This is a genomic window from Nitrospira sp. CMX1 (assembly GCF_054902215.1).
The window spans coordinates 1-12,301 of the sequence record NZ_JBUBKD010000005.1; the positions used below are offsets into that span (position 1 = coordinate 1).

Genomic DNA, 12,301 nt, shown 5'->3' on the forward strand with positions numbered 1-12,301 from the left:
GTCCGGCCGCTGCAAAGATGTCCACGATCTCATCGGACACCACGGCCTTGGAAATGATCTGACGAATCGCGTGGTCGAGTTCTTCATCAGTCCTCTGTTCGCGCGCAGTGCTTTTCGCCAGCACTGCGCGCACTGCCTGGAAGAAACCCACATCATCTCGAATCCGGAATGTCTCTTCATGCGGCACAGCCAACGCAAAGGCTTGCGAGAGATCGTTCACGGCACGAAGGAGACGTGCTTTGCCATCCTGTTGCCTCAAGATATGTTCCTGCGCGGCAGGCAACACAGACAGCCGCTCTTGCGGCTTGCCGGTCAGCCAGGGCGACCAATCAAAGCCCGGCACCATGCCAGAAGGCATCCTATATGAACCAAAGAGGCCTCGGCAGATTTCATAGTGCTTTCGGAGCGCGTCAACGGCATCCGACTGATTAATTGCCGTTTTCCCAGTTCCGCCGCTTTCCGTGTAGACCGCAAGCGCCTGCTTGAGTTCGTCGGCAAGGCCGAGGTAATCCACGACGAGTCCACCAGGCTTATCTTTGAACACGCGGTTCACACGGGCGATCGTCTGCATCAGCCCATGTCCACGCATCGGCTTGTCGATGTACATGGTATGGAGACTCGGCGCGTCAAAGCCAGTCAGCCACATGTCACGAACAATGACGAGCCGAAAGGGATGTTTGGGTGTACGAAACTGGAGCGCCAAATCCTCGCGCCATTTTTTATTCCGGATATGGCCCTGCCACTCGATTGGATCAGACGCCGAGCCGGTCATGATGACCTTCATCGATCCCTGGTGATCCTCCTCAGCATGCCACTGAGGGCGCAGAGCTGCAATCTCTCGATACAGCTCCACACAGATCCGCCGGCTCATACAGACCACCATGGCCTTCCCATCCATGGCGGCCAGGCGATCTTCGAAGTGATCAACCAGGTCTCGCGCGATCAACTTGATTCGATTTTCCGACCCCACCACGGCTTCCAGCTGCGCCCACTTGGTCTTGAGCTTTTCTTTACGCTCGACTTCTTCCCCTTCCGTCGCCTCTTCAAACTTGGGGTCAATTTTGGGCCGCTCGGACGCCTTCAGTTCGAGCTTCGCCAGCCGGCTCTCGTAGTAGATGGGGACCGTTGCCTTATCGATGACCGCCCGCTGGATGTCGTAGATACTGATGTAGTCGCCAAAGACTGCTCTGGTATTGGCATCGATCTTTTCGATGGGTGTGCCGGTGAATCCGATAAACGAGGCGTTGGGCAACGCATCGCGCATATGACGGGCAAAACCATCGATAAAGTCATACTGGCTTCGATGAGCTTCGTCCGCGATCACCACGATGTTGCGGCGATCAGACAGCACGGGATGACGGTCGCCTCTTTCTTCCGGAAAGAACTTCTGAATCGTGGTGAACACCACGCCGCCGGATGCCACGCTCAACTTGGCCCACAAATCAGACCGGTCGGTTGCTTGAACTGGGTCCTGGCGAAGCAGATCACGACAGCGAGCGAAGGTGCCGAAAAGCTGATCGTCCAAGTCGTTGCGATCGGTCAGAACCACGATAGTTGGGTTCTCCATCGTTGGATGAAGGATGACTCGCCCGGCATAGAAGGCCATCGTAAGACTCTTCCCCGATCCCTGGGTATGCCACACCACTCCGACCCGACGATCACCTGGTTCACCACCCGGCTGATGGCCAGACGTGTATTGCCCCAAGGGCTCAGCGGCCCGATGCTCCGCCGCCTGTCGGGCAGCCCGCAAGGTTTCCTCAACCGCTACATTCACCGCATGGAACTGATGGTAGCCAGCCATCTTCTTGATCAACTTTCCATGGCCCTCGTCTTCGAAGACAATGAAATGCCGAACGAGATCAAGAAACCGTCGTTTCTCAAACACGCCTTCCAGGATGACTTGTAGCTCTGTGAGCGTCGATGGCGCGTCCTCACGCCCACCGATCGTACGCCAGGGCTTGAACCATTCCTTCCCAGCCCCAAGCGTCCCAATGCGAGCCTGGACACCGTCAGAGACAATCAGCGCCGCATTGGTGGTGAAGAAGGAAGGGATCTGGGCCTGGTAGGTTTGAAGTTGGTGGTAGGCACTCCAAATCGTCGCGTCTTCGTCCGCAGGGTTTTTCAGCTCAATCACGGCAAGCGGCAGGCCGTTTACAAAAATGACAACATCAGGGCGCCTCGTATGCTGGCCCTCAGAGACGGTGAACTGATTCACTGCAAGCCAGTCATTATTGGCAGGGACATCAAAATCGAGCACCCGCGCTTGTGCCCCTGCGATTGACCCATCCCTGCGGCGATACTCAACCGTGACCCCATCGACCAACATTCGGTGCATTGCACGGTTGCGCTCTATGAGCGACGGCACATCCACGCGAATGAGCTTGCGAAAGGCATCTTCCAGTGCTTCTGCCGGCAGCTCCGGATTCAGCCGGAAGAGGGATTCCCGTAACCGCCTCTCCAGAATTGTGTCGCGATAGTTGGGATCGCTGCGCTCAGCGCCGGGTTCACCTACCGCGATGTCCGAGCCGTGCAGCACGATGTAACCGAGCGCTTCAAGCCAAGCGAGGGCGGCGTCTTCGACAAGGGACTCGGAGAAACCCATCATCAGTGAAACCGCTCCTTGACGTACGCACTCATCTCGCTCATGGGCACCTCATGGGAGGCATTCCCATTGCGCACGTAGAACCTCTCGACCTTCTGACCATTCTTGTCCTTCGCAACAAGAACAATGGGATTGCTCGCTGGTTCAACGTCGACCTGACAGACTTCGCAGCCACCGATTTCGTGAAAGGCGATTTTTACTTTGCTAGCCACGAAGGCAACGCCCAGATGTTCATTGAGGAGATTGCGGAGATGCACTTCAAATCCGTCGCGGGTAGCGCCGCCAAGGGACAGATAGTCATGCTCGAGCCCAATCACATTCCCATCGTCATCCACACCAATCACGAGCGTTCCACCCTGTCCGTTGGCCAATGCAGCCACGGTCTTGACAATGACCTCCTCCATCTTCTTGCTAGTTTCGCCGCTTTTAAGGTCCCAGCGCAGCGTGGACTTGAATTCCAGTTCATCACTTTCTCCTTCTCGAATCAGGTCCTCGATTGTGGTGGGTGCTTCCGGCTCCTGCGTAAGTGTGATCCTATTCAGGAAATCGTTGATGTTGCTCGCAAGTAGCTCGCGCCTCTTCTCCAGGAACTCTTCGTATTTCGCTAGTTGCCACAGCTCGGATTCATCGGGGATGCACTGGAGCACGAGCGCCTTTGGGAACCGAGACTTTACGTCCGCCAGGTAGACGGAGGGCTCCATTGCTAGCTTCGACCGATTCGCAGTCTGAGTCAGAAGGGCTCGGTTTGTGAACTCCTGCGCGAGCGCATACTTCACCCGGTTGCCTTTGTCGTACCCGGCCTTCTTAAGGCGTGAATATGGGAAAATGTGGTCTAATTCAAGCTGGTACTTCTTGCCCATGTTCTTCCGCAGGCTTACACCGGTGGTCAGGCAGACGGCGCCACGACTTTTCAAATACCAGCGCACCATGCTGAACAGCGGGTGCTGAATGGCACGTCCGACGAACTCCATTGGCTGGACGGTAAGCGGACGCTCCTCTGCGATCACCTGCAGGAGGTCGTCAAAGGGCTGCTTACTCTCCGTGAGAATCCTCAAATCACGGTCGAGCTTCTGCGGCAACTGACTCACGTAGCGAACACGAATCTGGGAATAATAGAACCACTTCACCAACTTGCGGGTCTCCAAATCGTTCAGGTGCTTCCCTCGCTTGTCGAAGCAGTAGACGATGATCGGCACCAATGCGTAGGGCGAGCTGATCTCATGCACGTGATCCACGAACGCGCTAGTGCGCAGCAGATTCACAACGTAGTCCAGCACCTGTGAGTCAAGGCGTTGCCACGCGTCCAATAGCGCAGCTTTGTTCTCCTCGCCGTGCAACTTGCGCATGTCGGATCCCAGGTGGTGCAGGCAGCCGAGCAGAACATACATCAGGAAATCGAGTTGGAACGCGAAACCCTCTTGCTCAAGCTGTGACAGCTTCGCTTTGAAGAGATCACGCGCCTTTGGCCAATAGCCCGAGATCTGCGCAAGAGCAAGCTCAGCATCCGTCAGGGCGACACCGCTAGCGTTGACTTTATAGAAGATGTCTATCGCCTCGCGAATATTGGCTCTCACTGGGATGGTCTGCTCCGGAAAGTCGCGCTCCTTGATACGGGTGACGGCATTGATGTTGTCGTTAAGCTTTTTGAGTTCTTCCATCCCGAGAGTTCGCTTCAGCATCTCAAAGGAAGCCTGGAGGTCGAAGGCGCTCACCTTCCCCTGGAAGACATCCGTGACGTTCTGCCAGTACGGATCATTGTCCATTCGCGTCTTCATGTAGTACGACAGCTCAAGTGTCGCAAGGTTGACATAGAGGCCGCGCGTGTCATTCATGATTTCTGCTTGCGTGTAGTACGGCGGGATCTGGCCACGAATCAGCATGTAGAGCGTGGTCACGCGCTGTTGGCCATCCAGCAATAGGCGCACCGCACCTTGCTTCTCATTGTATTTGTGTGGCCCCTTCAGTTCCGGTGGGTTCGCCGTCTCCCAAGTGAGCATCGTTCCAGTCGGGTACTCTTTGATCAGGGAATCAACCAGCATCTTCGCGTCGTCCCTCTTCCACACGTACTCGCGCTGAAACGCTGGCACGAAGAGTTGCTTTTCGTCGATCTTGTCAAGAATAGTAGAAATCTTCATCGGACTCCCTTGCGAATAGCCTCTGCTTTGAGTTCGACCACGGCAATGTCCGGCCCGTGCAGCACCTGGTAACCCATCGCTGAGAGCCAGCCGAGGGCGGCGTCCTCAACCACCGATTCTGTGAAAGTTGTGACAGCCATTGCGATTTTAGGAATACCCCCCGCCACTGCAAACGACCAACTTATTTGGTAAGTACTCGTCCAGTTTCTTGTCATTAATAAAAGTTACTCCTGCATCGGTTAGGGCCTTTACGGTTGGCTCGCTATCTACTCTGGCTGCACGAACCTTTTCGGTAAACCAACCGCGCCGATTAGCCTCATACCCCAGTAACCAATGATCTTGGTGAAATTGGTGAAAGCAGTCTTCAACTAACCATGATTCCCACAGAGGTGACGTAAAATCCTCTGCAAAGACTTTGCGCTCCTTGGTTACCATGGCTGCGACTGCAACAAAGGCGTCATCCATTCCCGCGATCGCTCGCTGAGCATCCGCAGATAAAGTCAGACCGAGTTGTAGTGCCGTCCAAATACTCCAAAGTATTTCGCTGCCATGGCCAACCGGGGCGCTGCTCACTATCAGTGCTTCGACAGCCGTTCTTGCAATATCGCTGTTAGGCTCACGAGATGCGCGATGCTTGTGTAACAACAACACATCGGTCACAAATCTCAGGCAGCCGGGATCAAGCGCAACGCTTTGCCATAAGAGAATCTGGGCAATAGACCAGCACTTTGCTGTGGCTGTAACACCTTGAAGAGCTGCGATTGCATATCGAAGGACGCCTTCCAATGGATGTTCCTTTGCGAGCATGAAGGCGTGATTGAAGTAGTCTATCCACTGGGAATTGGTTCCACCAGTTAACGTCGGTATGTGACGTCGAAGTTCCGTAACATATCTACTTTCGAGCGATTCCGGCAGTTCAAGGATTCTCGTTTTGTTCCCGTTGAGCTGAAGTTCGTATTCATAGAGCATTGACTCAAGTCGAGCGAGCGCCGCCTCCGCGTCAGCCAACTTGTGGAAGTTAAACTCCATGTCGTCGATAAATCTAACACCACCCATGATGCGACACTCATCCTTCAGCCGCCTATCAATCGGTGCGAGAAGAAGCTCAGCCACACCCAAGGAAGTATCTGGCCCAATTGCGATGCCTTTTGTCTGACCCAATTGGCAGGCTTGCAGTTCCTTATCCAAAGCATTTTCCGCAAGACTCATGTCCTTGAAGGCAGCCTTAGCCACCTGCTTAGTATGAAGTGCCCATGAGATCGTATGTGTATAGACAGAAGGATAAAACTGCGAAATATCTGCACGCAGCAAGTATCGCGCACCGACTCTCGCGTTAGCTTTAGCGATGGCACGGTCAGGTGGTTCATTCGCTATACCGCGAGGTCCGCACGTTGAGACTTTTGGCAGGGTCTGTGAGTATGGCGATTTCTTCCATTCCGCCACCAGTGCCGCATTGTGTTTGTCAAAAACTGATGCTAGCCGGAAATAATTCGCAGGGTTGGGAACGGTCAGTCGTCGCCGCAAACCTCCGACTCTTGCAAGATTGTGGTGTGTTGGCTGTGTCCAATCTGCCTTATCCTTTGTTATGCTTGTGGGCAATTCATTAGTTGAACTTGAAAGGGCCGCGAACGATTCTGACCCGAAGAGCGGCGGTAACTCCCGTGGTAAGTACCCAAAAGCAAGCAGTGGTTTAAGCATTCATGGCCTCAGAGGCTGCGATGCGAATCTCGCCCGAGATGAGCTTCGGCAGTAACGTATCGCGCAGGGTTGCGAGCGTACGGGATTCGCGCTCGCTGTCGGCAATCTTCAGCATCATTGGTCCCGTATAGCGCGAGAACACCTCAAGTATGTCTTCATTGGGGCGTATAACCTGAGTGGCCGAAACAACTTCTGGTCGAACCGCCGGATACGCCCCACCGTCTGCAAAGTGAGCTAGCGCTTGGATGTTGTCGGCTGACGTGGCTGCGAGGTAGACGAACTCCGCGTACAGATCGCTTTGCGGTCTGAGCACGGCGAACCCAGTACTGCCCGTTAGCCCATCAACCAATATGAAAGCGTAGGAGCCGTTCCCCGGACGCACAGTACCCACGATCGTGTCCCGCGACCGCAATACTCGTTGCGCTCGGCTCGGCGCATCTTCATAAGCGCAGGTTGTCACCGACTGGATTCGCCCCCACTTTGTGTTCGAGAGATCGACGTAGTTGATAAGAACGGGGCGGGTCTCCTTCGACCAGGATTCGGAGTTCAAAGTTGAGAAGTCGGCGAGGGTACCCACTTCCCACCCCCTCGGAATCTCGCCCAGCTCCGAGTCCTCGAATGAATCCGGAAAGAGGTCGGCGAGGTGTTTGGGCAAGCCAGTGTCACGGCCTTGGGCTTTGGCGCGGACGGGGTCAAAGTCCACGAACCACGACTTGAACAGCGCCCGTGCCATCGCCTCCAGCGTCTCATTCATCCGTCGGTTCAACTCGATCTTGTCGTCCAGCGTGCCAAGGATGTGGGCGATGGCGCGTTGCGCAGCAATCTGTGGAAGCGTGATGTGCATACGCCGCTGGTCGGTAAGGCTGACGTACTCAGCCATATCAGTTTGCCCCGCAACGCCTTTGAACTGAGCGAAGAATTCACTCCCGTGCATCCAGTAATAGAGGAAACGCGATTGGATCAAGGATTGATCAAGCGAGCGCCAAAAGCAAAGCTGCGGCGAGTACACAAACCGCATCGTATCCTCACGAACGAAGGCGAAGCGGCCGACAGTACCCTTCGATGTGAAGACCACGTCACCAGGTTGACTCACCTTGTTGCCAACTCTTGAGAGAGCGTCACTTGGGAAGTGATCGGCTTCAGTAAACTGAAAGCCGTTGTTGATGTTGCCAGCACGAGCAAACGGCAGACCCGTTTGAGACAGTTCGCTATTCTTGGCGCGATATCCATCGCCTATCACGAGCTTTCCGTCGGCGAGCAGTTTGCTCACTTCATGACGCTGCCACTCCAAAGACACTCTCGTTTTGCCTTCCGGCTCTTTGGCCTCCTGCACCACCACATATTCCTTCTGGATGATCTCTCGGAAGCGTTCCGGCACGTCGTCCCAGACATGGAGGTCCACCGGAAAGGGCAGATTGCTTTCGGCAAGAGCTTCTTTGAGATCCGCCACCTGTGGGCGCTGTTCAGGGGTGGTGAAAGCGACGAGATCGAGGTCAGAATTGGGACGGGCGGTCCATTTCACGCGGGACCCATAGGCCCACACGACGACACCGGGCAAGAACCGGCGCAGGAGATCGTTCAGCTGGTTGCGCTGCTCTGTTGTAAGGTCTATCGCATCCGTCATTCCCACGTGGTGCCCGACATCGTCTGGTAGAGGCCGATGGCATCGTCAATGAAGTCGCCCATGAGGGCGAGGGTTTCTTCCGCCTTCTTTCCGCTATAGTCGTGAGCGGTGCTGGTGCGGGCATCCGCGTACTTCAGCCACTGTTCCACGGAAGAGGCAAAGAGATTGTTCTGTCCAGCCAGCTTCCACAACGGCTTGGGACTGTTGGGAACATCTGGCAAGCCAATTTCTTCGATGAGGTAGCGCTTGAGATCTTTCCATAGTGTGTCGTAACAAGTTTCAAATCGCTGAATGACGGATTCCGCGATCGCTTCACGATCGATCTCGGTCAGTTCGGGACGGCTCTGCGCCTGCTGGTGGTTAGCGTATTGCAGTTCCAGATGCTTGAGGGCTTTCTGAAGCTTGTCGTAATCAATCATGTCGCTCGTCCTTGTAATGCAAGTACCGCCGACTCCATCCGCTTACCCTCCATATCCCAACTCTTTTAAATTCTCGGCGATGGCAGCATCGAGCTTGGCAGATTCCTTCTGTTGCTCGCGTAGCGTCGCGGTGAGCCGCTTCATCTTTTCATCAAATGGCTCCCCGTCGTCCTCGACGGCCTCGGCACCGACGTAACGGCCGGGGGTCAGCACGTGGCCGTGCTTGCGGATATCTTCCAGCTTCGCCGCTTTGCAGAAGCCTGGAATGTCTTCGTAAGCCGTTCGCCCTTCGACATGTTCAGGACGAACGTCTTCTTTGTCACCGCGCCAGAGATGATAGGTGCCGGCGATCTTCCCGATATCCTCTTCACTAAGCTCTCTATGGACTCGGTCAATCAGCGTGCCCATCTTGCGCGCATCGATGAAGAGTGTCTCGCCTCGACGGTCACGGAAACCCTGCCCTGAGCCTGCCGAACGGGTTCCATTCTTCTTGTTGCGTGCGAGGAACCACAAGCACACCGGAATCTGGGTGGAGTAGAACAATTGCCCTGGGAGTGCCACCATACAATCGATCAGATCCGCCTCAATGATGTTTTTGCGAATCTCGCCTTCGTTGGATTGGTTGGACGACATGGAACCATTGGCCAACACAAACCCGGCGATTCCGGTCGGCGCAAGGTGGTGGATGAAGTGCTGCACCCAGGCGAAGTTGGCGTTACCGGCCGGCGGGGTGCCATAGACCCAGCGCTTGTCGTCCTTGAGCAGTTCGCCGCGCCAGTCGCTGTCATTGAAGGGCGGATTCGCGAGGACATAGTCAGCTTTGAGATCGGGATGTTTGTCGTTGTGGAACGTGTCACCGTGGGCAATTTGCGCGTCGATGCCACGGATGGCGAGATTCATTTTGGCCAGTCGCCAGGTCGTGTAATTGGACTCTTGTCCATAGATAGAGATGTCGCCCAACCTGCCGCTGTGTGCTTCAATGAATTTCTCGCTGCTCACGAACATGCCGCCCGAACCGCAGCAGGGGTCGTAGACTCTGCCTTTGTACGGAGCCAGCATCTCGACGAGGACACGGACCACGCGGGACGGCGTATAGAACTGCCCGCCCTTTTTCCCTTCGGCGCTGGCGAACTGCGAGAGAAAATACTCATAGACACGGCCAAGTGTGTCTTTTGCACGGTCGGCTGGAGCGCCCAATGCGATGTCGCTCACAAGATTGATCAACTGGCCAAGGCGCTGCTTATCGAGACCTGGGCGGGCATAGTCTTTCGGCAGCACTCCCTTGAGCGACGGATTGTCCCGCTCGATGGCCGTCATCGCATCATCGACGATCGTCCCGATCGTCGGTTGCGGCGCGCTGGCCTTTAGATGTGACCACCGAGCCTCTTTGGGTACCCAGAAGATCCTCGCGGCCTTATATTCGTCTGGGTCTTCCGGATCAGCGCCCTGCTTTTTCTGCGCTTCAAGTTCGGCGTGCTTGGCCTCAAACGCATCCGAGATGTATTTCAAAAAGATCAGACCAAGCACGACATGCTTGTACTCCGCCGCATCCATGTTATTGCGGAGTCCATCAGCCATCTGCCACAGCTTGGCCTCAAAGCCAAGATTGGCACCGGTGTCCTGCTTAGACGCTGTCTTTTCTTTTTTTGCCATTGCTCCCCTTACCCTGTCGATCATCCCATATGCGCTGGCCCCACTCAATAATCAGCTCAGATTCCTCCCGCTCGCCTGCCGTCTACCGTATTCACGAATATGGACGAATTTTTGCCGAAGGATACCCGTTTCCCTCCAAGAAATCACGTACCAAAGGGAAGTGATGAGGACGGAGTGTTAAGTAGAGTATAGTCCGACCTGCAGCAAACGGAGTTGCGTCGAATACCTTCAGGAAGTGGTCCTTGAGAAGGAGTGAGACAGGGTTTGGACCAGACCAGTCGGATCTCGACTGGAAACAACTGGACGTCGCGGAGATCAAACACCAGTCTGCTTTAAAACGCCGCCGGCATGGTCATCGCTGAGACAATGGCACTCGAGTGTGACTGCCGTGTGTACAGCTTGAATGCCCATTTAAAAAGGTTTCCGGGATATCTCGTTATCTTCCCGCCTCAGCCTGAGGATCCGTCCCGGAACGAGTCTGACCTACATCCAGCAGGATGGCAACGAGCATGTCACTCATGACGTTCACGCCCGAACGGGCACGGGCGATGATCCAGTCCATGGTCATGATGAGCGGAATCGCGGCCAGAATGACCTGGTCCGGCAGACCGGCGGCAGCAAGAACGAGGGGCAACACGATCATGCCGGCTTCGGGAATGCCGGCGACCCCGGCCCCGGCAATGATGGAGGCGACGACGATCACGATCTGCTTCGATAATGGTAGATCGTATCCAAGGGCATGGGCCAGGAACAGTGCCGCCATCGCTTCATAGAGCGTGATGCCGTCGTTATTGAGGTTCGTTCCGACACAGGCGGCCAGACGTGCCGATTGAGAAGAGACCTGCATGCGTTCGAGACAGCGAAGCGTGATCGGGACGGTCGCCAGACTGCTGTTACAGGAAAGCGCGGTCATGATGGCATCGGCCCCTTGGCCGATGTAGACGCTGGGAGATTTCTTTCCCACCAGCCATGCGACACAGGGATAGTAAAGCAGCGCATGCACCGCGAGACCGAGAAGCATGGCCGCAAGAAAAATCCACAGGGTCGCGAAGACTCCGATCCCGGATTTACCGACGACATTGGCCACCACGCCAAACACCGCGAACGGTACGACGAGGATCACCCACCAGAGCACCGTTACGAGCCATCCATAGATTCTCTCAATGGCCCAGGCGGTGGTATCCAGCAATCTGTAAGCCCCACCGACCCTCCTCTTCGCCCACCGCAACGTCAGGCCAAGCGCAAGGGCCAGCAGCACGACTCCGATGATGTTATTGCTCCCGAATGGATCAGCGATCGTTCGAGGAATGTAGGCCATCAGGTCTTCGAGGGGATGCGCCGATGCCGTCAAGGCCGGCTTCAACGTTGTACCTGGTACGACTTGGAGTAGTTCCTCGACATGACCTTGCCAGGATTTGCCGGGCTGCCAGAGATTCATGATGACCAGGCCGATCACCATGGCCACCGAGACGTTGACGAGGCAAATCATGAGGAGCTTCGCCCCCTGGCGCAGCGGTAAACTGGCACGGATCAGCGAATCCATGATCGCAAAGAAGATAAGTGGAACCGCAAGGGTTTTCAGCAACCAGACCACCCACAGTCCGAGTTTGCCCAGCTGTTCGTTGCGCAGACCGTTCAGGTAGGGTTCTTGTCCAAAGACCACGCCCAACGTGGCTCCGCACAGGACGGCGAGGAGGACTTGAGCATAGAGAGGAAATGTACTCGTGTGTGACATCGCGAACCTCAGGTCGTGGCAGCATACATGGATGTCCGCTCAAAATCATGTTTCTACGCAGAGGGCTCATGAGTCCTTCGCCGGAACGGCGGCGTTGGGAACGAGTGCCCTGCCTGGCTCTCGCCTAGGAGAAAAAGGTTAGGTCGGAATGTCTCGGTTGCCGTCGTAGGACGTGCGAGACTGGAAGGAGAATTTCACGACATCACCGTCACGAATCGGCGAGTCTTCCGAGCCGATCTTCTTATTGATGGTGATGAGCGCTTCTCGGTTCTGAATGAACGAACGCAGTCCGCCGAGTTGAGCCGGATGAGCCTCGATGAGTTGCTTCACGGTGGTCGTCCCTGAAACGGGAATTTCGAGCTCACTCTCATCAACAGCGGCTCGCAAGGTCTGACCGAAGATCTGTATGGATACCATCAGTGAGTCACCGGGCGA

Annotated in this window: 9 protein-coding genes; all 9 read right to left on the reverse strand. The window is 55.5% G+C overall.

Annotated elements, in window-relative coordinates:
* The coding region (locus ACYX34_RS00665) for a type I restriction endonuclease subunit R (RefSeq protein ID WP_462074621.1) at positions 1 to 2,605 on the reverse strand (2,605 nt) is incomplete at its 3' end.
* Positions 2,605 to 4,737 (reverse strand): GmrSD restriction endonuclease domain-containing protein, encoded by a 2,133-nt coding sequence (locus tag ACYX34_RS00670; protein ID WP_462074622.1) that lies wholly within the window; start codon positions 4,735 to 4,737, stop codon positions 2,605 to 2,607. The genes ACYX34_RS00670 and ACYX34_RS00665, both read right to left, overlap by 1 nt.
* A complete protein-coding gene (locus tag ACYX34_RS00675; protein WP_462074623.1) occupies positions 4,734 to 4,877 on the reverse strand; it encodes a hypothetical protein in 144 nt (47 codons plus the stop codon). The genes ACYX34_RS00670 and ACYX34_RS00675 overlap by 4 nt, the downstream gene beginning before the upstream one ends.
* Positions 4,878 to 4,884: 7 nt before the next feature.
* Positions 4,885 to 6,435 carry an RNA-directed DNA polymerase gene (locus ACYX34_RS00680; RefSeq protein WP_462074624.1) on the reverse strand — a complete coding sequence of 517 codons (1,551 nt, stop codon included), beginning with the start codon at positions 6,433 to 6,435 and terminating at the stop codon, positions 4,885 to 4,887.
* Positions 6,428 to 8,059, reverse strand: coding sequence for a restriction endonuclease subunit S (locus ACYX34_RS00685; protein ID WP_462074659.1), 1,632 nt, complete (start codon positions 8,057 to 8,059; stop codon positions 6,428 to 6,430). The genes ACYX34_RS00680 and ACYX34_RS00685 overlap by 8 nt, the downstream gene beginning before the upstream one ends.
* Entirely contained in the window at positions 8,056 to 8,478 is a 423-nt protein-coding gene (locus tag ACYX34_RS00690; RefSeq protein ID WP_462074625.1) for a nucleotidyltransferase substrate binding protein, read from the reverse strand. The genes ACYX34_RS00685 and ACYX34_RS00690 overlap by 4 nt, the downstream gene beginning before the upstream one ends.
* Before the next feature lie 42 nt (positions 8,479 to 8,520).
* Positions 8,521 to 10,131 carry a class I SAM-dependent DNA methyltransferase gene (locus ACYX34_RS00695; protein ID WP_462074626.1) on the reverse strand — a complete coding sequence of 537 codons (1,611 nt, stop codon included), beginning with the start codon at positions 10,129 to 10,131 and terminating at the stop codon, positions 8,521 to 8,523.
* 436 nt (positions 10,132 to 10,567) lie between these two features.
* Positions 10,568 to 11,866 (reverse strand): dicarboxylate/amino acid:cation symporter, encoded by a 1,299-nt coding sequence (locus ACYX34_RS00700; protein ID WP_462074627.1) that lies wholly within the window; start codon positions 11,864 to 11,866, stop codon positions 10,568 to 10,570.
* 138 nt (positions 11,867 to 12,004) lie between these two features.
* Positions 12,005 to 12,283 (reverse strand): MoaD/ThiS family protein, encoded by a 279-nt coding sequence (locus ACYX34_RS00705; protein ID WP_462074628.1) that lies wholly within the window; start codon positions 12,281 to 12,283, stop codon positions 12,005 to 12,007.
* Between the last annotated feature and the right edge of the window lie 18 nt (positions 12,284 to 12,301).